This is a genomic window from Hydrogenophaga sp. PAMC20947 (assembly GCF_004795855.1).
Taxonomy (GTDB): Bacteria; Pseudomonadota; Gammaproteobacteria; order Burkholderiales; family Burkholderiaceae_C; genus Hydrogenophaga.
In genome coordinates, this window is sequence record NZ_CP039252.1 from 3,696,615 (window position 1) to 3,719,744 (window position 23,130).

Genomic DNA, 23,130 nt, shown 5'->3' on the forward strand with positions numbered 1-23,130 from the left:
CTGCTTGGCCGCAACAGGCCCTCCAGGAGACTCCCGTGAACGCCCCCACACCGCTCGCCCACCTTGCCCCCAACATCCAGCTGCGCCCTGTGCCGCCCGCGCTGATCGAGGCCTTGCAGTCCCGGTTTGGCACACGCTGCTCCACGGCCCAGGCCGTGCGCGAGCAACACGGACGGGACGAGTCAGCCTTTACCGCAGTCCCACCGCCTGCGGCCGTGGTGTTCGCTGAAAACACCCAGGATGTGGCCGACGCCGTCAAGCTGGCATCAGACCACCGCGTCCCCGTGATCCCCTTCGGCGTGGGTTCCTCGCTCGAAGGCCATTTGCTGGCAGTGCAAGGCGGCATCAGCATCGATGTGAGCCGCATGAACCAGGTCTTGGCGATCCATGCCGAAGACCTCACCGTCACCGTGCAGCCCGGTGTCACACGCATGGCGGTGAACGCCGCCGTGAAAAGCGAGGGCCTTTTCTTCCCCATCGACCCGGGCGCCGACGCATCAATCGGCGGCATGGCCGCCACCCGCGCCAGCGGCACCAACGCCGTGCGCTACGGCACCATGCGGGAAAACGTGCTGGCGCTGGAGGTGGTGACCGCCAGCGGCGAAGTCATCCGCACCGGCACCCGCGCCAAAAAAAGCAGCGCTGGTTACGACCTCACCCGCCTCATGGTGGGCAGCGAAGGCACGCTGGGTGTCATCACCGAGGTGTCCCTGAAGCTGTACCCGCTGCCCGAAGCCATCTCGGCGGCCACCTGTACTTTCCCCACCATCGAAGCGGCGGTGCGCTGCGTGATCCAGACCATCCAGCTCGGCGTGCCGATCGCACGCTGTGAGCTGATCGACGCCGGCACCGTGCGCATGGTCAACACCCACAGCAAGCTCGGCCTGCGCGAAGAACACATGCTGCTGATGGAATTCCACGGCTCCCCCGCCAGCGTGAAAGAGCAAGCAGAAACCGTGCAGGAGATCGCCGCCGAGTTTGGTGGGGAGTCTTTCGAATGGGCCACCACCCCCGAAGAGCGCACCCGCCTGTGGACCGCGCGGCACAACGCCTACTTTGCGGCCATCCAGAGCAAACCCGGCTGCCGCGCTATTTCCACCGACACCTGCGTGCCCATCAGCCGCCTGGCCGATTGCCTGCTCGACTCGGTGGCCGAAGCCGATGCCTCGGGCCTGCCCTATTTCCTCGTGGGCCACGTGGGCGACGGCAACTTCCACTTTGGCTACCTGATCGATCCCGACAACGCCGAAGAGCGCCGTGTGGCCGAAGAGCTCAACCACCAGCTCGTGGCCCGGGCCCTGGCCATGGAGGGCACCTGCACCGGAGAACACGGCGTGGGTCTGCACAAAATGGGTTTTCTGCTCGATGAAGCCGGCGCTGGTGCGGTGGACATGATGCGCACCATCAAGCGCGCCCTTGATCCCCACAACATCCTCAATCCGGGCAAGATTTTCACGATGTGATCCCAGCGCGGTGAAAGGGGTCCCCAGTCAGCGCCGGCATACCGCGAGAGGGGGATCATTTCCAGGGGTCTTGTGCTGGCCCCCTGGGTACGGTGGATATACTTTATGCTCACTTTTCACTCAGAGACGCCGGGGAGGCTGCCGCAGATGAAGAACGTTTTTTTACCCCTGACGATGGCCGGTTTGCTGTTAATGAGCACGCCCGGCATGGCCGATGAGCCTGCAGCCGTTCGCATCTGCGACAGCCAGGGTTGCTCTGATCGCCCCCGCGATGCCGCGACCTTCCAGCCCGGCGCGGACGATCCGGTGGCCGAACTACGCGCCGCCGCACTCACCGAGCTCGCCAAAAATGATCCCCGCGCCGCCTGGGACCTCGGTTTGCGCTACTTCCGCGGCGATGGCGTGCGCAAAGACACCTACCAGGCCCTGCACTGGATGCGCGATGCCGGGGAACGCGGCATCGTCCCCGCTCAACTCGCTGTGGGCCGCTTCTACCTGATGGGGCTGGAAGAAATGGGCTCCGATCCGGCCGAAGCCGTCACCTGGCTGTCGATGGCCGCATCCAAAGGCAACAAGGAAGCCAAGAAACTGCTCAAAGAAGCCCAGTCGGCCGAGCGCTCTGAGCAAAAGCAATACCAGGTGCGCGAGGAAGAGCGAAAATCCTGGAGCGGCTACTGGTCTTCCGGCTACGCTTATTACACGACCTGGGGCCCCCAAGGCTGGTACTACCGCTGAAGCGGCCGACCACCCTGGCTCCACCCAGCGATACACCCACGTTTCCGTTCCCGTCTGTTTTCAGAAAGACACTACACACCATGACCGCTTCCCTTTCCACTTTCCGCTGGGCCATTCTGGCCGGTTCTATCGCTCTCACCGCCTGCGGCGGCGCTGGCGGCGGCATCATATCTACCGGCGGCAGCCCAACATCGGCCTCGGGCTCGGCCGGTGGCAGCACCAGCGTGAATGCCAACAGCTCGCTGCAGCGCTGCGATTCGCCCTTGGGCACCCTGGCGGTGGACGACGGCCGCGGCAAAGAGTGGTACGGCAGCTTCGGCCGCGAGACCCAAGTCACCACCATCGAGCCTCTGATCCGTTTGGCCGTTCAGCAGTCCAACTGCTTTGTGATCACCTCGATCGGCAACAACCGCACCGAGAGCAAGATCTCGGGCATCACCGACAAGCAACGCAATTCGGGTGAGTTCCGCGCCGGCTCCCAGCAGCAGAAGGGCCAGCGCGTCGCGGCCGACTACTACCTGGAGCCAGCTGTGATCATCGACAACGACTCCACTGGCCAGTTGGCCGGTGCACTGGGCGGCTTGCTGGGCAGTCGCAACCGCAACCTGGGTGTGTTGGCCGGCAGCCTGGAAAGCAAGGTATCGGTGGTGACCATGACCCTGCTCGACATCCGATCGGGTGTGCAGATCGCCATTTCCGAAGGCAATGCAACCTCGACCAACTACGGTGCCGCCTTGGGCGCGTTTGGCCCCAGCGCTGGCGGCGCGCTGAGTGGTTTCTCGCGCACCCCGGCCGGCAAGGCCACGGTCGCGGCCTTCACCGACGCCTACAACAACATGGTGATTTCCCTGCGCAACTACAAAGCGCAGGAAGTCAAAGGCGGTCTGGGCAAGGGCGGTCAGCTCAAAGTCGGTCAGTAACTGGCTCCCCCCTGCGCCGCGCTGCGGCTTCCCCCCAGGGGGACAACGCTGGTGGCCCGGTGGAGCCGATTCCAAGGCGTTCTGGGGCTGGTACCACCCCACGGTCACCGCAATGCACAAGGCCTCCGTCAGGGGGCCTTTTCTTTGGGGCGAGCCATCCCCAGGGGTCCCGCCCCCGGGCGCCGCGACAAGGCCCCTCCGACCGGGCGCTGGCTTACGGCTGGCCCGGGTGCACCAGGTCCATAAAATCCCGCCAGGTGAGGCGCTCCACGCCCCGGCCCGTTGTCCGCAGGTTGTGGGCCATGGCGGCTCCCAGCACCTCCACCGGTATGCCCCGCGCGCTTTGCAGCCGGCCTTGCAGCACGAAGTTGAGCTTGGGCCAGACGGCCAAGGTGATGGCCTGGGCCAGCCCGTAGCGGTTGCTCGGCGTGAGGATCATGGACGGCTGGAACAGGCTGAGCCGCTCAAAGCCCAGCGCTACCAACGCGGCCTGGAGCTCGCCCTTGGTGCGCAGAAAAAAACTGCGCGACGCCGGGTCTGAGCCCAACGAGCCCAGCAGCTCAAAGTGCCTCACGCCGGCCTGCTTGCAGGCCGTGGCGAATGCCAGCACAGCGTCTTTGTCGATGCGCACGAACGCTTCGCGGCTGATCTTGCTGGGCTGCCCCACCCCCAGGGTGCAAATGGCGGAGTCATGCCCTGCCAACAGCGTTGCGTAGGCAGAGGGATCGGCAACATCCACCACGTGTTGGCTGAGGCGCGAATCCGCCGGCTGACTCACCAGGCCACGACCCAGGGTGGTCACCCGGACGCGCTCGGTGGAGGCCAGCAAGGCGCTCAGCGCCGCGCCACCCACGGCTCCGGTGGCGCCCAGCATGACCACCGAGCGCGCGTTGCGTGGGCTCGGGTCGGCGCTTTTCACAGTTTGTATTCCTGGATGGCCCAGTCACGGTAGGCTTCGTCCGACAACTGGGCGCGGCTGCCCGCCATTTCTTTGGCGTCGTCACCGGCCAGGTAACGGAATTGCGGCTTTCCATCGGTGGCGGCCGCGTAGATCACGGTGGCAATCTGTGCAGGGTCCGAGTAGTTTTGCCCGCGCGCGGGGTCCCTGAAAACGCTCATGGCGCCCTGCAGCGATGCGTCGTAGGCCGAGAGGCCAGGCTTTTGCATGAAGTCCAGCGAGCGGCCAGCGAAATCGGTGCGCACACCGCCCGGCTCCACCAGCTTGACCTGAATGCCCAGTGGTTGCAACTCCAGCGCCAGCGATTCAGAAATGCCTTCCAGGCCAAATTTGGTGCCGTGGTAAAGGGAATTGAACGGCAACGCGAGGCGACCACCGATCGACGTGACGTTGATGATCAGACCGCTGCTTCGGGCCCGGAAGTGCGGCAGGCAGGCTTGCATGGTGTACACCGGGCCAAACACGTTCGTCGCGAACTGGCGTTCCAGCTGAGCGGGTTCCACCGCTTCCATGGGGCCCGCCAGGCCATAGCCTGCGTTGTTGAGCAACACGTCGATACCGCCAAACCGGTCGAGCGTGGCCTGGATTGCGGCTTCGATGCTGGCGCGATCGGTCACGTCGAGGGGCAACACAGCCACGCGCTCCAGGCCTGCGAGGTCCTTGCCATCGGCGGGTTTGCGCATGGTGGCGGCGACATTCCAGCCAGCGGCCTGGAAATGCAGTGCGGTGGCGCGACCAATGCCGCTGGAGGCGCCTGTGATGAGGATGGTTTTCATGATTTTCCTTGGGTTGCTGGGGTTGGGGCGCATCGGGCGTTTGCCTGGGTGCGCTTGCGAATGCTGGTCATCAAACGTTTTAAGTGAATATTAATTCGGTTAAATACCAAAAAAATGGAGACGGGCCGGCCATCAGGCTTTCATGGCATCCCAGCAGAGAATGAAGGCGGTGTTTCGCGTGGCGTCGTCGTCGGGCAGCCCTTGCTGCGCGATCAGCTTGGCGGTTTCCTGAACAGTGCCCAGCAGGCATATCTGGTGGAATGGCACCGCTATCGGTTTCAGGAGCTCTTCGTCCTGCCCCTGCTGTACCAGCGCGACGAACACGGCGCTCAGGCGGGTGCCCAGCGTTCGGTTGTGTTCGCTCATGTATTCGGAGCTGGCGTACTGCTCCATGAACACCTGTTGCTCGGGCTGGCGCAGCCGCAGCGCCAGGAGAGCCAGCCAGATGCGGCGCATGCGCGCCTTCACGGGCTGACTGTTTTCGTCCGCCCCCATGAGTTGGGCCACGGCAGCCGTCTTGGCCCGCTCGTACAGCGCATCCAGCAGTGCCTGCTTGTTTGGGAAGTAGACGTAGAGCGTGCTGGTGGCCACACCCGCCCGCCGGGCGATCTCCGCCAGCGTCAGGGCACGCATGCCGCGTTCGTGCACGCACAGGTAGGTCGCCTGGGCAATGGCTTCGAGTTTTTGATCGTCTTTGGGTTTCACGGACGCGAGTTTAACCGATTTTATATTCGCTTAAAAGGCCATGCTCGGTACCGTCCGCTGAAGGGTGGGTGTCTTCTCCGTTCTGATGGTTCGAAGTTTGCATGCCCTCACCCGACAACGCGGCAAGCCATACCCGAAACCCGGCGCCCAACGCCAAGGCGGCCCAAGATGAGCGTGGCATGCAATGCACATGCACGGGCAGACGCGGCAACCGCCCAGCGCACACCTCGGAATGGGCCGCTCAGGCGGCTTACTTCCTGAGCTTGTCGATCAGACCATTGAGCTCGTCGAGGGAGCCAAACTGGATCGCCAATTCACCCATTTCCTCAAAACGCCCGTGGCGCTTGACGCGCTTTTTCACGCGCACTTCAACATCGGCGGTGAGCAGGTCGGAGAGTTCTTCTTCCACGCGCTTGATGTCGCGTGACTTCTCTTTCTTGAGCGTCTGAGGTGCCAGCGCGAACTCGGCGCTCAGCTTCTTCACCAGACTTTCGGCCTCGCGCACCGACATCTTCTTGGAGGCAATCTGGGTGCCTGCCGTGATCTGGGTGGCTCTGTCCAGCGTGAGCAAGGCTCGGGCATGGCCCATGTCCAGATCTCCCGCCATCAGCATGGTCTGCACTGGCTCAGCCAGCTGCAGCAAGCGCAGCAAATTGCTGGCCGCGCTGCGCGAGCGCCCTACCGCCTGAGCCGCCTGTTCGTGGGTGAGCCCAAACTCTTTCACCAGGCGTTGCAAGCCCTGGGCTTCCTCCAGCGGATTCAGGTCTTCGCGCTGCATGTTCTCGATCAGCGCCATGGCCGCGGCGGTTTCGTCGGGCACATCGCGAACCAACACGGGAACGCTCGCCAGCCCAGCCAATTTGGACGCCCGGAAACGCCGCTCACCCGCGATGATTTCGTACTTGCCCGCGTTGTCGCCACTGGTGAGCTGGCGCACCAGAATCGGCTGCATCACGCCTTGCAACTTGATGGACTCGGCCAGCTCATACAACGCGCCCTCGTCCATATGGGTTCGCGGCTGGTACTGGCCCGCCACCAGCTCGGTCAGGGGCAGGCTGGACGGCAACTGGGCAACACGCCCATTTTCCTGCGCATCGGGCGAAGCGGCGTCCACCACTTTGGGACCCAGCAGGGCTTCGAGTCCACGGCCGAGGCCTTTGGGTTTTTTGGTTGCCATGGTCAGATTGCTTTCAGATCAACAAATTGAAGGAATTTCTCATGGCCTTGCGGCCAGTCTCCAAGCCCCGTCCCGGCATTGATGTGCCCCGCGTGACCCAGATCCCAAAAGTCCGAACCCCAGGCCAGTGCCATCGCCTGCACGCGCTCAAAGGGGCAATACGGGTCGTCTTGGCTGCCCACCAGCAAGCTGGGAAACGGCAGCGGCGCCATGGGAATGGGTGACCAGCTGGGCAGTATGTCGCGCAGCGCGTCGCGCTCGGCATCACCAGGAGCCACCAGAAAAGCCGCTTTGACACGGTGGGTGTTCTTTGAGTGCGAGGCCCAGGCGGCGGTGAGGATGCAGCCCAAGCTGTGCGCCACCAGCACAACAGGCTCATCGGCGTCGAGAATCACCTCTTCCAGCCGTGCCATCCAGTCACCTCGCTTGGGTGTCATCCAGTCGTGCTGTTCGACGCGGTGGTAGCCATACACGGCCTCCCAGTGGCTTTGCCAATGGTCGGGAGTGCTGTTTTGCCAGCCTGGGAGCAAGAGCGTGCTGGAAGGTTTCACGTGGAACAATGGGTTCAATCGATCACATGGACTTGATGCGTTCAACCATTTCCTGGGCGAAGGCGACAAAGGCCTGGCTGCCTCGGGCATTGGGGTCAAACACCACGCCGGGCAGCCCATAGCTGGGCGCTTCGGCCAGGCGCACATTGCGAGGAATCACACTCTCAAACACTTTGTCGCCAAAGTGGGTTTTGAGCTGATCGCTGACCTGCTGCTGCAGGGTGATGCGGGGATCAAACATGACACGCAGCAGACCGATGATCTGCAGATCGCGGTTGAGGTTGGCATGCACCTGCTTGATGGTGTTGACCAGATCGGTGAGCCCTTCCAGTGCGAAATACTCACACTGCATGGGCACGATCACGCCGTGGGCGGCGCACAAGCCATTGAGCGTGAGCATGCTGAGCGACGGCGGGCAATCGATCAGGACAAAGTCATAGTCGCCATCCACCGCAGCCAGCGCGGTTTTCAGGCGCTTGTCTCGGCGGTCCAGCTCCACCAGCTCCACCTCGGCGCCCGCCAGCTCGCGATTGGCCCCAAGCACGTGGTAGCCACAAGGCTCGGCGTAGATCGTGGCCTCACTCACTGTGGCCGACTCCAGCAACACGTCGTAGACCGACAAGGCCATGGCGCGCTTGTCCACGCCCGAACCCATGGTGGCGTTGCCCTGGGGGTCCAGGTCCACCATGAGCACGCGTTGCCCTACTTTGGCCAAACCAGCGGCCAGGTTGACGGTGGTGGTGGTCTTGCCCACCCCGCCCTTTTGGTTCGCCACGCAAAAAATCTTAGCCATGTGCGGTCTCGATGGTTATTTGGACAAGGCCAGCTTCACGCCGAAGCCAATCAGGAAAACACCCGCCAACTTGTTCAGCGTGCGGGAAATGACAGGGTTGGCGCGCATGCGCTCAGCCAGAAAGTGGGTCAACAAGGTCGCCCCCAATCCGTACAAAAATGTGAGCGCTGCCACGGTGATCGCCATGGCGCCGAAGGTCAGCAATCCCTGATGGCGGACGGGATCCACAAACAGCGGAAAAAACGCCATGTAAAAAACGATGGCCTTGGGGTTCAGCAGGGTGATGGTCAGCGCCTGCTGGAAAAAGTGGTGAGGCTTGATGTTGAGCACCGGCTGGCCGCCTGGCCTGGCCATCAGCATCTTGAAGCCCAGCCAGGCCAGGTACGCTGCGCCCAGCCACTGCACCAGATGAAATGCGGCGGGATAGGTCGCCAGCAAGGCCGCCACACCCGCCACGGCCATCCACATCAAGACCTGGTCCCCAGCGATCACGCCCATGGTCGCAGCCATACCGCCGCGCAATCCGCCCTTGCTCGTCGAGGTGATGAGCGCCAGGTTGCCAGGACCGGGAATGGCCAAAAAAAGAACGATGGCAGCCACAAATGCGCCGTAGTCTGCGATGCCGAACATGGGTAAAACTCTCCGGGGTGAGCGCCGAGTTTACGTGAGGCGCCCTGCATTGGCGCCATGGTCGGCTTCCTTCGCAACGTTTCCGCCCGGAAACAACAAATCAGCCGACGGCTGGACGCATCCAGATGATGCAGCGCTCGGCGTCCAGACCCGGCACTTGCAGCTGTTCCACGTGAAACACAGCCACATCGGCGGGCAAAGACTTCAGCTCTTCTGTCGGGTGTTTGCCCTTCATGGCCATCCACACAGCACCCGTCTTGAGCGCAGCACGCGACCAACCCGTGAAGTCGGGCAGCGAAGCAAAGGCCCGGGAACAGACCACGTCAAAGCCCCCGCCCTGCTCCGCCTTGAGAGACTCCACGCGGGCGTGCACGCCACGCAGATTGGGTAGGCCCATCGTGGCCGCAGCCTGCTGCACAAAAGCAGCCTTCTTGCCCACCGTGTCCACGCAGCTCACATCGATCTGAGGGCACACAATAGCGATCACCACGCCGGGCAAGCCACCACCCGAACCCACATCGAGCAGGCGAACCCGACCACTCAACTCCGCATTGGCAATTTCGCGCCGCAAGGGCCCTATGGCTGCCAAGCTGTCGAGCAGGTGGTGCGTCAGCATCTCAGCCGGGTCGCGCACCGCCGTGAGGTTGTAGACCTTGTTCCACTTTTGCAGCAGCGCCAGGTAATCGAGCAATTGCGACACCTGAGCATCGCTCAAAGGCAAGTCCAGTGACCGCAGGCCTGCCGTCAGCACATCCCGGCTCATGCTGCGGATACGTTTTCAGCAGCGGCACCCTGGACGGCGGCAAACCCCTTGAAGCCACCTTTCTTCAGGTGGACCAGCAACAGGGAGATGCTGGCCGGCGTGATGCCAGAGATGCGCGCAGCCTGCCCCAGCGTCTCCGGGCGGTGCTTGGCCAGCTTTTGCCGGGCCTCAAACGACAAAGCCGCGACTTGCAAGTAATCCAGATCCACCGGAAGCTTGAGCCCTTCGTAGTGAACCGAGCGCTCGACCTCAGACTTCTGCCGCTCGATGTAGCCCGCGTATTTGGCCGCGATCTCCACCTGCTCCACAACAGCGTCGTGCAGGTCGCCCAAGGTTTCACGTGAAACATCTGAGTGCACGTGCTGCCGGTCGTTCATGGCCATGAGCGCGTCGTAGTGCACACCAGGCCGACGCAGCAAATCAAACAGGTTGTGCTCATGCTCAATGGCTTTACCCAGGACCCGTTCACTTTCCACAGGGGGCAGATTGCGCGGATTCACCCAGGTGGCTTTGAGCCGCTCTGTCTCACGTGAAACGGCATCGCGCTTGCGGCTGAAGGCCTCCCAGCGCGCATCGTCCACCAGGCCCATCTGGCGCCCTGCTTCGGTGAGGCGCATGTCGGCGTTGTCTTCGCGCAGCTGCAGGCGGAACTCCGCCCGGCTGGTGAACATGCGGTAGGGCTCGGTGACGCCCTGCGTCACCAAATCATCCACCAATACCCCAAGGTAAGCCTCGTCCCGGCGCGGCAGCCACGCGGCTTCACCCCGGCACTGCAGCGCGGCATTGAGCCCGGCAAACAAACCCTGGGCCGCGGCCTCTTCGTAGCCGGTCGTGCCATTGATCTGCCCTGCAAAGAACAAACCCTGAATCTGACGGGTCTCGAAACTGTTCTTGAGCGAACGCGGGTCGAAGTAATCGTATTCGATCGCATAGCCCGGGCGCAAGATGTGGGCGTTTTCCATGCCTGCCATGCTGCGCACCAAATCGTACTGGATATCGAAAGGCAGACTGGTGGAGATCCCGTTGGGATAAACCTCGTGGGTGGTCAGCCCTTCCGGCTCCAGAAAAATCTGGTGGCTGTCTTTGTCCGCGAAGCGGTTGACCTTGTCTTCCACGCTTGGGCAATAACGCGGGCCCACGCCTTCTATCTTCCCCGTGAACATGGGGCTGCGGTCAAAGCCGGAACGGATGATCTCGTGGGTGCGCTCATTGGTGTGGGTGATCCAGCAGGGCACTTGCTGCGGATGGGCAATGGCGCCCCCCATGAAACTGAACACGGGCACAGGCAGGTGGGCGTTCATGCCGCCGGGAACGCCATCCCCTGGCTGAACCGTGCACTTGGAATAGTCGATGCTGCGCCCGTCAATGCGGGGTGGTGTGCCCGTTTTCAGGCGGGCCTGCGGCAAGTTCAGCTCTTTCAGCCGAGCCGACAGGCTCACGGCCGGCGGATCGCCCGCCCGGCCAGCCGCGTAGTTGCTCAGACCCACATGGATCTTGCCATCCAGGAAAGTGCCCGCGGTCAGAACCACGGTGCGGCCGCGAAACTGGATACCGACCTGGGTCACGGCACCGACCACCCGATCGCCCTCGATCATCAGATCGTCCACAGCCTGCTGGAACAGCCAGAGGTTGGGCTGGTTTTCCAGCATGCGGCGGATGGCCGCCTTGTAGAGAATTCGGTCGGCCTGGGCCCGCGTGGCACGTACCGCCGGGCCCTTGGAGCTGTTGAGAATGCGAAACTGGATGCCGCCCTCGTCGGTGGCGAGCGCCATGGCGCCGCCCAACGCGTCAATCTCTTTCACCAGATGGCCCTTGCCAATGCCGCCGATGCTGGGGTTGCAGCTCATCTGCCCGAGCGTCTCGATGTTGTGGGTGAGCAGCAGCGTCTTGCTGCCCATGCGCGCGGCGGCGAGCGCGGCCTCGGTGCCGGCGTGGCCACCGCCAACGACGATCACATCAAATTCCTGGGGGTACAACATGGTGAAAACTCCAGGGCACACACTGGCCGTTGTGCCCGACAAACGAGAGAAAGGATTCAAGGGTGTTTCACGTGAAACACACCTCGCCAAGGCTTGACCGGGCCCGGCTGGAGACCGCTGATTGTCCCACCTTTGCCCGCGGCCTGCCCAGTGAAGCGCCGGCACATCACCGACAATGCCACCATGAACACCCCCATTCCTACCCTCGTCTTTGCGGGCAGCACCCGCGCCCAATCCTGGAACCGCCAACTCGCTGGCGCCGTGGCAACCATGGCCACCGCCGAGGGCGCACAAGTCACCCACCTGGAGCTGGCCGGCTTCGACGTGCCGCTCTACAACGCCGATCTCGAAGCCAAGGGCACACCGCGCGACGTGGTGCGCCTGAAAGAGATCTTCCACGCCCACCCCGCCTGGCTGATTTGCTCACCCGAATACAACGGCAGCTACACCGCCTTGCTGAAAAACACCCTCGACTGGGTATCCAGCCCCATCAAGGGCGACCCCGAGTGGAGCAACGGCACCAAGGCTTTCACTGGCAAAGTGGTCGGCCTGCTGTCGGCCTCACCCGGCGCGCTCGGGGGCTTGCGCAGCCTGAGCCACCTCACGCCTCTGATGCTGAACCTGCAATGCTGGGTCGCACCCAAGCAGTTCGCCCTTTCAAAAGCGCACGAAGCATTCGACCCCGATGGCCAGCTCTCCACCGACGCAGCACGCGCCGGCGCGAAAAGCGTGGTCGATCAGGTGCTGTGGGCCACGAAGCAGTTTCAGAAAGCCTGATGAACTGCCGCCCTGGCTGCGCCGCCTGCTGCATCGCCCCCTCGATCAGCAGCCCCATGCCAGGTTTGCCACATGGCAAACCGGCAGGCCTGCCCTGCCCCCATCTGGACGAAGCCCTGATGTGCAAACTGTTTGGGTTACCGGAGCGGCCTGCGGTGTGCAGCTCCCTGCCGCCCAACGACGAGATGTGCGGCGAGGACCGTGTGCACGCACTGCATTTTCTGGAAAGCCTGGAACAAGCCACCCGCCCATGAAAAAGCCCGCAACAGCGGGCTTTTTATCGAAGCGATCAGCGCAAGACACCCCTGCCGGCGCACCCGCCCCAACCCAGCTCACACCATGCAATCGGCTCGACCGGGCCACCAGCGTGGCCCCCATGGGGAGAGGCGGCGTCAGCGGCGAAAGGGCATCAACAGATTACTGCTTCACCGCCTCAACCTGCAACACCAGGCGCACATTCTTCGGGAAGCCCCAGTCCACGCCGTAGTTCACGCCGAAGGCGGTGCGGTCGATGGTGGCCTCAAAGTCGCCGCCACACACTTCACGCTTGAGCATCGGGCTTTCGTAGCAGTTGAACTGGTTGGCCTTCAGCGTCACAGGCTGGGTCTTGTCCAGCAGTGTCAGCTGGCCCATGACTTCGCTGACTTTGTCGCCGTTAAAGACCACCTTATCGGACACGAAGCGCGCCTTGGGGAATTTGGCGGCGTTGAGGATGTCAGCGCTTTGCAGGTGCTTGTCGAAAGCAGCGGTGCCGGAGCTGACCGAAGCAATGTCGAAGCTGATGTCGACTTTGCCGGTCTTGGCGGCCTTGTCGAAGCTGATCGTGCCCTCTTTCTTTTCGAAACGGGCGCGGTTCACGCTGGCGCCGAAGTGACCAATCTCAAACGTGGCAAAGGTGTGGGTCGGGTCGATCGCGTAGTCAGCGGCCTGGGCGATGCCCGCGGTGGACAAAACGGCGGCAGCGGCCAGCAGGGTGAGGGATGTGCGCATATCGGTACTCCTGAAAAGGGGTTGGGAGGAAAACAGGGAAAAAGGAAGAAATCAGAGCTTGGGCACGCCGGTCAAAGTCAGCTTGAACTTCACCTGTACGTCGTCGGCCACCATTGAGGTGTCCGACCACTCTTGCTCGCCAATACGGAAAGTCAGGCGTTTGATGGGAAAGGCCCCGGTAGCGGTCGTGGTGCCGCCGCTCTGGGCCAGGGTCACGGGTACCACCACGTCACTGCTCACACCCTTGATGCTGAGCTTGCCGGCCACCTCAAACTGGGTCGTGTTGACCCGTTTGATGTTGCTGGACTGGAATGTGGCCCTGGGAAAGGCTGCCACATTGAACCACACCGACTTGGGCAGCTCGGCGTTGGCTTCGCGACTGATGTCAGCGCTGCCCGTGTCCACCGTGAAGGCGATCTTGCTCGTGGCCAGCTTGGCCGGATCAAAGGCCACCTGGGCGCTGAAGGTCTTGAACTTGCCTTCAACCGGCACGCCCATCTGCTTGCTCACAAACTGGATCTCGCTCTGCGCGGGCACCAACGCCTGCTCAGCCTGAGCAGCCAATGGGAGCAAGGCAGCAGCGGCGAGGGTGAAGGGAAATAGAAAACGGGCAATCATGACGGGACTCCAGAAAATTCGAGGGAATGCGTGTGGCGGCGCAGGGGTTTGTTCTTATGCGTTGCCAAAGGCCATGCGCTGCAACAACCCGTCGCGGTCCACAAAGCGGTGCTTCAGGGCCCCCGCCACATGCAGGACCACCAGGGCCGCCAAGCTGTAAGCCGCGTACTTGTGCACGGGCTTCATGAAGTCGGCCAGACCTTCGCTCACCGGCACAAAATCGGGCAGCTGGAACAGGCCAAACGGCACGATGGGGAAGCCTGCCGCCGAGCTGTAGGCCCAGCCGGCGAGTGGCACGGCGAAAAACAGCACGTACAAACCGAGATGCGTTGCGTGGTGTGCAAAGCGTTGCCAGGCAGGCATAGCCTGCTCAATGGCCGCGGGCAGGGCTGGCGGCCGGTGGGTCAGGCGCCACATCAGGCGCACAAACGACAACGTCAGGATCGTCACCCCAGCCCACTTGTGCCAGTTGTAGAGTTTCAGGCGATCGGGCGAAAACGGCAGATCGGCCATGTACAGCCCAACGGCGAACAGACCCACAAGCGCCACACCCAACAAGGCGTGCAGCAATCGGGCCATCCAGTGATAACGGGGGTGAGAGGCTTGCATAGAGCCCTCAGTGTAGGGAATCACCAGGCCGCACAAGCTCAAACCGCTTGAAGCCATCATTCAATTAGTTCGAACGAACTTTATTCAATCATTCGAATCTATATCGGCCACTGCCACGTGATTCCGCGCCCAGCTCAATCCTACAATGGCGCATGACCGACACACCCGACAGTACCCAGCAACTGCTATCGCTCTACCCGGCACTGGCGGGCTTGCCCGAGCTGCTGCCCCGGCTGCCCCTCATGACCGTACCAGCGGGCACAGCGCTGTTTGAGGAAAACCAGGCCTGCCAGGGCTTCCCCATGGTGATCCGCGGCGAGGTGCGCGTTTCCCGCAGCGGCGCCAACGGCCGCGCACTGGAGCTGTACCGCGTGCGGCCGGGTGAGATGTGCCTGGTGTCGTCCGCCAGCCTCTTCGCGGGCCAGCCGCTTTCGGCCCATGGCGTGGCCACCGGCCCCACCACCCTGGCCCTGCTCTCACCCGCCGACTTTGATACCGCGCTGGCCGATGCCAGCTTTCGCGGCTACGTGTTGGGCCTGTTTGCAGAACGCATGGCCGACCTCACTGCGTTGATCGATGCCGTGGCGTTTCAGCAGCTCGACAGCCGCCTGGCGGCCGCTCTGCTTGGCCATGGCGCCCAGGTGCGCGCCACCCACCAGACCCTGGCTGACGAGCTGGGCACCGTGCGCGAGATCGTCACCCGCCTGCTGCACCGCTTTGAGCGCGAGGGTCTGGTCGAACTCTCCCGCGAATGCATCACCATCCGAAACAGCGCCGGTTTGCGGGCTGCCGCCGCCCTGATCGCCCGGTGAATCCGCCCAGATACACGCCTTGGTGACCCAGGTCACACAGAAAAGCGCGCGCCGGGTGTCCAATCACATCAGACCCGCTGGCCAAACTTGACGATCAGCGGACACCTCCACCGTTTTCCAGGAGCACTCACATGACCAAAAACATCGGCAGCCTCGACCGCATCGTGCGCATCGCCATCGGCGTGGCCTTGATCGCCGCCACCCTCACCGGCACCATCGGCGTCTGGGGCTGGATCGGCATCGTGCCGCTGGCCACCGCCCTCATGGGCTGGTGCCCGCCCTACGCCATGCTGGGCTTCAGCACCTGTGCAATGAAGAAGAAATAAGCACTGCCCACAAAAAAAGCGGGTGAAATCGGCAACGACTTCACCCGCTTTGCGTTCGGCCTGCGCAGCGTGGCGCTGTCAGCCCAAAGCCTCCGCCAATGCCGCATCGAACACATCCAGACCTTCCGCAAACACCGTGTCTTCGATGGTCAACGGGAACAAGAAGCGCATCACATTGCCGTAGACGCCGCAGGTCAACAGCAACAAACCCCGCTTGAGTGCAGCCGCCTGCACCTTCTTCGTCATGTCGGCATCGGGTGCACCCGTGGCCGGAACAACGAACTCACAAGCCACCATGGCGCCCAGGCCGCGCACATCGCCCATGCGCGTGTACTTGGCCTTGGCGGCGTTCAGGCGAACGATCAGCTCATCGCCCAGCTTCTGCGCCCGCTCGGGCAGCTTTTCTTCTGCCATCACATCCAGCACCGCATGCGAAGCGGCCACGGCCAGCGGATTGCCCGCATAGGTGCCACCCAGCCCACCAGGCGAAGGACCGTCCATGATGGCCTGCTTGCCGCACACGGCCGACAGCGTGGTGCCGCCCGCCATGCTCTTGGCCAGCGTCATCAGATCAGGGCTCACGCCGTAGTGCTCCATGGCAAACATCTTGCCCGTGCGCGCAAAACCGGTCTGCACCTCGTCGGCGATCAGCAAGATGCCGTGTTGATCACACAGCTCTCGAAGCCACTTCACCGCCTCGGGCTGGATCGGGTTGAAACCGCCCTCGCCCTGCACTGGCTCAAAGATGATGGCCGCCACGCGCGACGGATCGATATCGCACTTGAACAGCTGCTCCATCGCGTGCTTGGTGTCGTCCAGCGACGAACAATGGCAAGGAAACGGCACATGGTAAATCTCGGGCGGGAACGGACCAAAGCCCACCTTGTACGGCTGCACCTTGCCCGTCATGGCCACCGCAAACAGGCTGCGACCATGGAAGGCGCCACCAAAGGCGATCACGCCACTGCGCCCGGTAGAAGAGCGCGCGATCTTCACCGCGTTCTCCACGGCTTCAGCGCCGGTCGTGAAGAATGCCGTTTTCACCGGCCCGTCGATGGGCACGATGGCGTTGATGCGCTCGGCCAGCGACACGTACGCTGTGTATGGCACCACCTGGTAACAACTGTGCGTGAAACGCTCCAGCTGTGCCGCAATCGCTGCCTGCACCTTGGGGTGCACATGGCCGGTGTTCAGCACCGCGATACCGCCCGCGAAATCGATGAAGCGGCGTCCCTCAATGTCCCAAAGCTCGGCGTTCTTCGCACGCTCAATGAAAAAGTCGCTCATCACCCCCACACCCCGCGGCGTGGCGGCGAGACGGCGGGCATGCCAGGCGGCGTTGGTGTGATCGGTCTTGATGTCGTTCATGGCGTTCATGGAAATCTCCAATGAAAGAAAAATGTGTCCGGCTCGAAATGTCTCAACCCAGGGCACCGCGGAACGGGCTTTGCCCGGCCGCCAGTGCCGCCCCCTGGGGGGTGACGCGACGCGGCGCGGGGGTTAAAAAGGGCTGTCTATCCTGATCCAGGTCGTCTTGGTCTCGGTGTACTTGTCAAACGCGTGCAGCGATTTGTCGCGCCCCACGCCACTTTGCTTGAAGCCGCCAAACGGCACCGTGATGTCATCTTCGTCGTAAGAATTCACATGCACCGTCCCTGCACGCAAAGCCCGTGCCACACCATGGGCTTTGTTGATGTCGCGTGTCCACACCGCAGCCTGCAAACCATACACGCTGGCGTTAGCCTGCTTGACCACATCGGCCGCATCGGTGAAGCTCAACACCGACAACACCGGGCCGAAGATTTCTTCGCGCGCAATCGTCATCTCGGGCGTCACGCCGTCAAAAATCGTGGGCTGTACATAACAACCGCCCGCCACTGGTGAAGCCAACGAGCCGCCGGCCAGCAGCTTCGCGCCTTCGCTATTGCCCAGGCCGATGTAGCGCATCACGTTGTCGAGTTGCACTTGGTCCACGATCGCGCCCATCACCGTGTTGGGGTCCAGCGGGTTGCCCGGCTCGTAACCCGGCACCAGCTTGAGCGCTTTTTCCAGGAAGGCGTCCTTGATGCTTTCTTCGACGAACAAGCGAGAGGGTGCGTTGCAGCTCTCACCCTGGTTGAAGAAGATGCTGCCCACGGCGGCTTCCACGGCACGGTCCAGATCGGGGCAATCGGCAAACACGATGTTGGGTGATTTGCCGCCCAGCTCCGTCCAGGCGCGCTTGAGGTTGCTCTGCCCCGCCATCACATGGATCTGCTTGCCCACCGGCGTCGAGCCGGTGAAGGCAATGCAATCCACATCCATGTGCAAGGCCAGCGGGCTGCCCGCCTCTTTGCCAAAACCGGGCACCACGTTGAACACCCCAGGCGGAATGCCGGCGGCCAAGGCCAGCTCGGCCAGGCGCAGCGCGGTCAAAGGTGACTTTTCGCTGGGTTTCAGCACCACCGAATTGCCGGCGGCCAGCGCCGGCGCGATCTTCCAGGCCGCCATGATCATGGGGTAATTCCACGGCACGATCACACCCACCACGCCCACCGGCTGGCGCGTGATCAGCGCCAGTGCCGTGTCGGCCGTGGGCGCGATTTCATCGTACACCTTGTCCACCGCTTCGCCGTACCAGCGGATGCAGTTGGCTGCGGCGTTCACGTCCACACCCTTGGCGTACTTCACCGGCTTGCCCATGTCCAGCGCCTCGGTCAGCGCCAGCTCGTCGCCAGCCGCAGACACCAGATCGGCAAACTTGATCATCACGCGCTTGCGCGCAGCCGGCGCCATGCCGCTCCAGCGGCGGTCTTCAAACGCGGCCCGTGCTGCCGCCACGGCGGCATTGATATCGGCCTCGCCACTGCGGGCGACGGTGGTCAGCAAACGGCCATCCACCGGGGAAATGCAGTCAAAGGTCTGGCCGTCGAGCGCAGCCACACGGTCGCCATTGATGAAGGCGCGTCCGTCAAATTTGGGGAGGGTTCTATCGGTCATACAGGTCTTTCCATGGGAATCCATTGGCACCATGCTACGCCGAAAAAGCCACCTCGGAGCGATCCACTTTGCCGTGGACGCAGGCGTCCAGTGTCACCCCACAGGCCCCCTTTTCGGCCCGGTCAGGCGGTGGTCGACAACGCCGCCATTTCCGCCCGCGTCGCCGCCTGGATTTCGCGCTCGCGGCGGCGTGTGGACCGAGCCACCCAGAAGGCGTAGCCGACGATCACCACCGTCACTGTCGTGATCAACAGCGTGGCCGCTGCATAGATCGTGGGGTTGATGCCGCGCCGGGCGTAGCCGAAGATCACCTGCGGCAAGGTATTCACCCCCGGGCCGGAGAGGAATTCGGCGATCACCACGTCGTCAAACGACAGGGTGAAAGCCAGCAGGAACGCCGCCAGAAGGGCCTGGAAAATATTGGGCAGCGTGATCAGGAAAAACACCTGAATCGGCTTCGCCCCCAGATCCATGGCGGCCTCTTCGATGCTGCGGTCCATCTCCAGCAAGCGGCTTTGCACCACCACCATGCCGTAGGCCATGCCCAGCAGCGTATGACCCACGATGATGGTGAGCAGGCCGCGCTCGGGCCAGCCAAACGCATTTTGTGCGCCCACGGCCAGCAACAGCAACGACAGACCAATGATCACCTCGGGCATCACCAACGGCGCGTTCACCATGCCCGAGAAAATCGTGCGCCCAAGAAAGCGGCGGTAGCGCACCAGCACGAAAGCCGCAAACGTTGCCAGCACAACCGAGAGCAGACCCGTGATCGCAGCCACCTTCACCGAGGTGAAAAAGCCATCCACGATGCGGCTGTCGCGCATCAGCGATTCGTACCAGCGCATCGAAAAACCGGTGAAGCGCGCGTCTTGCCGTGTGCTGTTGAAGCTGAACACGATCATGAAGAACAGCGGGATGTACAGAAACCCGTACACCAACGCCATCCAGAACTTGCCAAAGTACTTTTCGAGCAGTTGTTTCATGTCAAAAATCCTTCACGCCACATAGCTTTGAAAACGGGGACGCCCAACCCAGAACGCCGCCGGTCCGGCTTTGCCGGTCGGCCAGCGTTGCCCCTTGAGGGGTGACGGGCCACGAAGTGAAGCCCGGCTCAGGGTGAGCCCAATTCAAGGGGGTCATTTCGCTTCCGGATCACCGGCGTAGTGGTAATAAATGGCCAGCGGCACGATGATCAGCGCGATCATGGTCACCGCCAGAGCCGTGGCCTTGGGCCAGTCGTTGGCGGTGAACATTTCGTCCCACACCACGCGGCCAATCATCAGGTTCTCCGGCCCGCCCAGCAGCGAGGGGATCACAAACTCACCCACACAGGGAATGAACACCAGCATGAAGCCAGCAATGATGCCCGCCTTGGACAGCGGCACGGTCACCAGCCAGAACGCCTTGAACGGCGTGGTGCCCAGGTCGTAAGCGGCTTCCAGCAAACGGAAATCCATTTTCACCAGGGTGGCGTACAGCGGCAGGACCATGAAGGGCAGGTACACGTAGGTCATGCCCACCAGCATGGAGATATCGGTGTAGAGCATGCGGATGGGCTCGTCGATGATGCCCACGGCCATCATGAAACGGTTGATCACGCCCTGGTCGGCCAGCAGCCCTTTCCAGGCGTAAACGCGCAGCAAAAACGAGGTCCAGAACGGCAGCATCACCATGAGCAACAACGCGGGCCGCACACTGGGCTCGGAGCGCGCAACGAAATAGGAAAACGGGTAGCCGATCAGCAGGCACAAGACAGCGGTGATCAATGCGTACCAGATGGAGCGGACATAAGCCTCCACATACAAGGTCTGGAACCACGGCGCGCCCTCTTCCGTGCGGAAGATGGAGAGGTAGTTCTCGTACTTCAGGTGCAAGACACCCGACACCGGATCCCAGATCGGCTTGAACGGACTGATGTCACTGCCCATGTCCACAAAACTGATGTACGCCAGGATCAGGAAGGGCAGCAGGAAAAAGACAAACAGCCATGTGTACGGCACGCCGATCACAAAGCGTTTGCCTGGCATGGGGAGCGATGAAAGAGCCATCAAAAATCTCCTGAAACTACAAGCTATGAGCCGCGGGCCTTCAACCCAGAACGCCGCGGAACCGGCTTCGCCGGGTCGCCCGTGTTGCCCGTGTTGCCCCTCGAAGGGTGGCAGCACAGCCGGCGCGGGGGGACACGGTCAGTCCCTCAAAACGATGCCGGCCTCGTTGTCCCACCAGAAGTACACCTCGTCTTCCCAGGTGATTTCCTGCAGGTCGTAACGCGTGCTGTTGGCTTCGGTGGTGCGCACCTTGGAGCCATCAGAGGCTTCCAGGATGTAGTTGTTGTACGAGCCCAGATAACCGATCTCTTTCACGCGCGCCTTGAACAGGTTGCAGGTCACGTTGTCCGGACGCGTCTTGCTGATCTCGATCTTCTCGGGTCGCACCGCCAGCGACACCGGCATGTTCAGCGTGCCGCTCACACCATGGCCCACCTGGATCTCACCGATCGCGGTGGTCACAGCGCAGCGGTCGGTCTCGTCCACGCTGAGCTTGCCAGGAAACAGGTTCACATTGCCGATGAAGTCGGCCACAAACTTGTTGCGCGGGTGCTCGTAAATTTCTTCGGGTGTGCCCACCTGCAGGACCCGCCCTTTGCTCATGATGGCGATGCGGCTGGCCATGGTCATGGCCTCTTCCTGGTCGTGCGTCACCATCACCACGGTCACCCCCACCTGCTCGATGATGTTGACCAGTTCAAACTGCGTTTGCTCTCGCAGCTTCTTGTCCAACGCGCCCAGTGGTTCATCGAGCAACAGCAGCTTGGGCTTCTTGGCCAGGCTGCGAGCCAGCGCCACGCGTTGCTGTTGGCCACCGGAGAGCTGGTGCGGCTTGCGCTTGGCGTAGGGTGTGAGCTGCACCAGGCCCAGCATTTCATCGGTGCGCCGCTTCACTTCGGCGCTGGGCAGTCCCTCGCGCTTGAGCCCAAAAGCCACGTTCTCCCAGATGTTCAAGTGGGGAAACAGCGCATACGACTGGAACATCATGTTCACGGGCCGCTCATAAGGTGGCATCTTGGCCACGTCTTGTCCACCCAGAAAAATGCGCCCCGATGTGGGCTTCTCGAAGCCCGCGAGCATGCGCAGCAAGGTGGACTTTCCGCAGCCCGAACTCCCCAGCAGTGCGAAAATTTCGCCCTTGGCGATGGAGAGCGACACCTCGTCCACTGCCACCGCCTCGTCAAAGCGTTTGACCAGTCTTTCGGTCACCAGGTATCCAGCCGTGTCTGTCATGTTCGGGCCTTAGGTTTGTTTGTCTGTCGGGATGTCTCAAAAAAAAGGGCTGCTCACCCGGTTGGGGAAGAACAGCCCTCTGGATCGCGCAACCGCGCGCTTTACTTGCCGCGCTTGAATGCGTTGTAGGTGTCGTTGAGCGTGCTGGCGATCTCGTTGGAGTAACCACCTGGGGGAATCAGGCGATCCAAGTCTTCCTGGGCCAGGAAGATGGTTTTGTTGTCTCTGATCTCCGGCTTGATGGCGTCCATACCCGCGGTGTTGGCCGTGGGGTAGTTCATCTCGTTGGCCATGGACGCGCTGTTTTCACCGCGCAGGTACCAGTCAATGAACGCATGCGCGTTGTTCACATGCTTGGCGTCGACGGGGATGGCCATGGTGTCGATGAACACCAGACCGCCCGTGGTGGGCAACAAGGGAACGATCTCGTCTTTGCCACCGGTTTCTTTCAGGCGATCGGCAGCGATGTTGATGTCACCAGACCAGCCCACGAAAGCACATGCTTTGCCACTGGCGATGTCATCGATCATGGTGCTGGAGAACAAGCGCACGTCTTTGCGCACCTTGGCCAACAACTCACCAGCCGCTTTGAAATCGGCCGGATCTTCGCTGTACGCAGGCTTGCCGATGTAGTGCAGTACCAGGGGCATGATTTCGCTGGGCGAATCCAGGTAGGCGATACCGCAGGACTTCAACTTGCTGGAGTACTTGGGATCAAACACCAGATCCCAGGCGTTTTCTGGCATGGGCATGCCGCCCAAAGCCTTCTCAACTTTTTGCTTGTTGATACCCACCGTGGTGAACCCCCAGGCCCACGGCACGAGGTGTTTGTTTTCCGGGTCCACGCTGGCGACCTTGGCCATGAAGCCTGCGTTCAGGTTGCCGTAGTTGGACAACTTGCTCTTGTCGATGGCCTGGAACAACCCGCCGTCGATCTGCTTCTTGGCAAAGCCAGCGGAAGGCACCACGATGTCGTAGCCCGAATTGCCGGCCACCAATTTGGCGTGCAGCGCTTCGTTGGTCTCAAAGGTGTTGTAGTTGACCTTGACACCGGTCTCTTCCTCGAACTTGGCCAGCATGCCTTCGGGAATGTAGTCGGCCCAGTTGTAGATGTTCAGCAGCTTTTCTTCATCGAGCATGGGGCCCGCTGGCTTGGCGGCCTCAACAGATGCCGCCGCCACCGGTTCGGCTGGGGCGGCCACCGGCTCTTCTTTTTTGCCGCAAGCGGCCAGCAGGATCGCCGAGATGGCCAAAGCCAGAACTTGTTTCTTCATGGTGAGGGACA

The 23,130-nt window shown here is 62.2% G+C and carries 25 protein-coding genes; 7 read left to right on the top strand and 18 right to left on the bottom strand.

Translation table 11 applies throughout. The features are described 5' to 3' along the window. The first annotated feature begins 35 nt into the window (after window positions 1-35). The 3 genes from E5678_RS16935 to E5678_RS16945 all read left to right on the top strand — a co-directional run bounded on the left by E5678_RS16935 (window position 36) and on the right by E5678_RS16945 (window position 3,118). Window positions 36-1,463, top strand: coding sequence for an FAD-linked oxidase C-terminal domain-containing protein (locus E5678_RS16935; protein ID WP_136179614.1), 1,428 nt, complete (start codon window positions 36-38; stop codon window positions 1,461-1,463). 147 nt (window positions 1,464-1,610) lie between these two features. Continuing rightward, window positions 1,611-2,198 (top strand): tetratricopeptide repeat protein, encoded by a 588-nt coding sequence (locus tag E5678_RS16940; RefSeq protein ID WP_136180831.1) that lies wholly within the window; start codon window positions 1,611-1,613, stop codon window positions 2,196-2,198. Between the two features lie 80 nt (window positions 2,199-2,278). Further along, complete coding sequence (locus E5678_RS16945; RefSeq protein ID WP_136179615.1) at window positions 2,279-3,118, top strand: hypothetical protein; 840 nt, start codon at window positions 2,279-2,281, stop codon at window positions 3,116-3,118. Window positions 3,119-3,332: 214 nt separating this feature from the next. Here the strand turns inward: E5678_RS16945 and E5678_RS16950 are convergent, their stop codons facing one another. From E5678_RS16950 to mnmG, 9 genes are all read right to left on the bottom strand, one after another. After that, complete coding sequence (locus E5678_RS16950) at window positions 3,333-4,037, bottom strand: NAD(P)H-binding protein (protein ID WP_210731936.1); 705 nt, start codon at window positions 4,035-4,037, stop codon at window positions 3,333-3,335. Continuing rightward, on the bottom strand, window positions 4,034-4,852 hold the full coding sequence (locus E5678_RS16955; RefSeq protein WP_210731937.1) for an SDR family oxidoreductase: 819 nt from the start codon (window positions 4,850-4,852) through the stop codon (window positions 4,034-4,036). The genes E5678_RS16950 and E5678_RS16955 overlap by 4 nt, the downstream gene beginning before the upstream one ends. A 132-nt stretch (window positions 4,853-4,984) precedes the next feature. Then, the gene (locus E5678_RS16960; protein WP_136179616.1) at window positions 4,985-5,557 is read right to left on the bottom strand and encodes a TetR/AcrR family transcriptional regulator; all 573 of its coding nucleotides are present in this window, start codon (window positions 5,555-5,557) and stop codon (window positions 4,985-4,987) included. A gap of 250 nt (window positions 5,558-5,807) precedes the next feature. Beyond that, complete coding sequence (locus E5678_RS16965) at window positions 5,808-6,734, bottom strand: ParB/RepB/Spo0J family partition protein (RefSeq protein ID WP_136179617.1); 927 nt, start codon at window positions 6,732-6,734, stop codon at window positions 5,808-5,810. Window positions 6,735-6,736: 2 nt separating this feature from the next. Next, window positions 6,737-7,285 carry an alpha/beta hydrolase gene (locus E5678_RS16970; RefSeq protein ID WP_136179618.1) on the bottom strand — a complete coding sequence of 183 codons (549 nt, stop codon included), beginning with the start codon at window positions 7,283-7,285 and terminating at the stop codon, window positions 6,737-6,739. Between the two features lie 22 nt (window positions 7,286-7,307). After that, a complete protein-coding gene (locus E5678_RS16975) occupies window positions 7,308-8,078 on the bottom strand; it encodes a ParA family protein (RefSeq protein WP_136179619.1) in 771 nt (256 codons plus the stop codon). 15 nt (window positions 8,079-8,093) lie between these two features. Continuing rightward, window positions 8,094-8,708, bottom strand: a complete 615-nt coding sequence (locus E5678_RS16980; protein WP_136179620.1) for a LysE family transporter — start codon at window positions 8,706-8,708, stop codon at window positions 8,094-8,096. Window positions 8,709-8,808: 100 nt separating this feature from the next. Then, the gene (rsmG, locus tag E5678_RS16985; RefSeq protein WP_136179621.1) at window positions 8,809-9,471 is read right to left on the bottom strand and encodes a 16S rRNA (guanine(527)-N(7))-methyltransferase RsmG; all 663 of its coding nucleotides are present in this window, start codon (window positions 9,469-9,471) and stop codon (window positions 8,809-8,811) included. Then, window positions 9,468-11,450, bottom strand: coding sequence for a tRNA uridine-5-carboxymethylaminomethyl(34) synthesis enzyme MnmG (gene mnmG / locus E5678_RS16990; RefSeq protein WP_136179622.1), 1,983 nt, complete (start codon window positions 11,448-11,450; stop codon window positions 9,468-9,470). The genes rsmG and mnmG overlap by 4 nt, the downstream gene beginning before the upstream one ends. A 183-nt stretch (window positions 11,451-11,633) precedes the next feature. On the opposite strand from mnmG, the gene E5678_RS16995 reads away from it, so the two are divergent. Next, a complete protein-coding gene (locus E5678_RS16995) occupies window positions 11,634-12,227 on the top strand; it encodes an NAD(P)H-dependent oxidoreductase (protein ID WP_210731938.1) in 594 nt (197 codons plus the stop codon). Beyond that, on the top strand, window positions 12,227-12,481 hold the full coding sequence (locus E5678_RS17000) for a YkgJ family cysteine cluster protein (protein WP_136179623.1): 255 nt from the start codon (window positions 12,227-12,229) through the stop codon (window positions 12,479-12,481). The genes E5678_RS16995 and E5678_RS17000 overlap by 1 nt, the downstream gene beginning before the upstream one ends. Before the next feature lie 163 nt (window positions 12,482-12,644). Here the strand turns inward: E5678_RS17000 and E5678_RS17005 are convergent, their stop codons facing one another. Genes E5678_RS17005 through E5678_RS17015 form a run of 3 tightly spaced genes read right to left on the bottom strand, consistent with a single transcriptional unit; the run spans window position 12,645 to window position 14,444 of the window. Continuing rightward, window positions 12,645-13,217 (bottom strand): YceI family protein, encoded by a 573-nt coding sequence (locus E5678_RS17005; RefSeq protein WP_136179624.1) that lies wholly within the window; start codon window positions 13,215-13,217, stop codon window positions 12,645-12,647. Between the two features lie 51 nt (window positions 13,218-13,268). Next, the gene (locus tag E5678_RS17010; RefSeq protein WP_136179625.1) at window positions 13,269-13,835 is read right to left on the bottom strand and encodes a YceI family protein; all 567 of its coding nucleotides are present in this window, start codon (window positions 13,833-13,835) and stop codon (window positions 13,269-13,271) included. Window positions 13,836-13,889: 54 nt separating this feature from the next. Further along, a complete protein-coding gene (locus E5678_RS17015; RefSeq protein WP_136179626.1) occupies window positions 13,890-14,444 on the bottom strand; it encodes a cytochrome b in 555 nt (184 codons plus the stop codon). Window positions 14,445-14,596: 152 nt separating this feature from the next. Here E5678_RS17015 and E5678_RS17020 point away from each other — a divergent pair, with 152 nt between their 5' ends. Both E5678_RS17020 and E5678_RS17025 read left to right on the top strand, forming a co-directional pair. Then, complete coding sequence (locus tag E5678_RS17020; protein ID WP_136179627.1) at window positions 14,597-15,256, top strand: Crp/Fnr family transcriptional regulator; 660 nt, start codon at window positions 14,597-14,599, stop codon at window positions 15,254-15,256. Between the two features lie 131 nt (window positions 15,257-15,387). Then, on the top strand, window positions 15,388-15,582 hold the full coding sequence (locus E5678_RS17025; protein ID WP_136179628.1) for a DUF2892 domain-containing protein: 195 nt from the start codon (window positions 15,388-15,390) through the stop codon (window positions 15,580-15,582). A gap of 78 nt (window positions 15,583-15,660) precedes the next feature. Here E5678_RS17025 and gabT read toward each other — a convergent pair whose 3' ends face one another. From gabT to E5678_RS17055, 6 genes are all read right to left on the bottom strand, one after another. After that, window positions 15,661-16,950: a 4-aminobutyrate--2-oxoglutarate transaminase gene (gene gabT, locus E5678_RS17030; RefSeq protein ID WP_136180835.1), complete on the bottom strand. Its 1,290-nt coding sequence runs from the start codon at window positions 16,948-16,950 to the stop codon at window positions 15,661-15,663. Window positions 16,951-17,082: 132 nt separating this feature from the next. Then, window positions 17,083-18,561, bottom strand: coding sequence for an aldehyde dehydrogenase (locus E5678_RS17035; RefSeq protein WP_136179629.1), 1,479 nt, complete (start codon window positions 18,559-18,561; stop codon window positions 17,083-17,085). A 122-nt stretch (window positions 18,562-18,683) separates the two neighbouring features. Next, entirely contained in the window at window positions 18,684-19,547 is an 864-nt protein-coding gene (locus E5678_RS17040) for an ABC transporter permease subunit (protein ID WP_136179630.1), read from the bottom strand. Between the two features lie 153 nt (window positions 19,548-19,700). Beyond that, complete coding sequence (locus tag E5678_RS17045) at window positions 19,701-20,612, bottom strand: ABC transporter permease subunit (RefSeq protein ID WP_136179631.1); 912 nt, start codon at window positions 20,610-20,612, stop codon at window positions 19,701-19,703. A 138-nt stretch (window positions 20,613-20,750) separates the two neighbouring features. Then, window positions 20,751-21,845 (bottom strand): ABC transporter ATP-binding protein, encoded by a 1,095-nt coding sequence (locus E5678_RS17050; RefSeq protein ID WP_136179632.1) that lies wholly within the window; start codon window positions 21,843-21,845, stop codon window positions 20,751-20,753. A 101-nt stretch (window positions 21,846-21,946) separates the two neighbouring features. Further along, entirely contained in the window at window positions 21,947-23,119 is a 1,173-nt protein-coding gene (locus tag E5678_RS17055) for an extracellular solute-binding protein (RefSeq protein WP_136179633.1), read from the bottom strand. Between the last annotated feature and the right edge of the window lie 11 nt (window positions 23,120-23,130).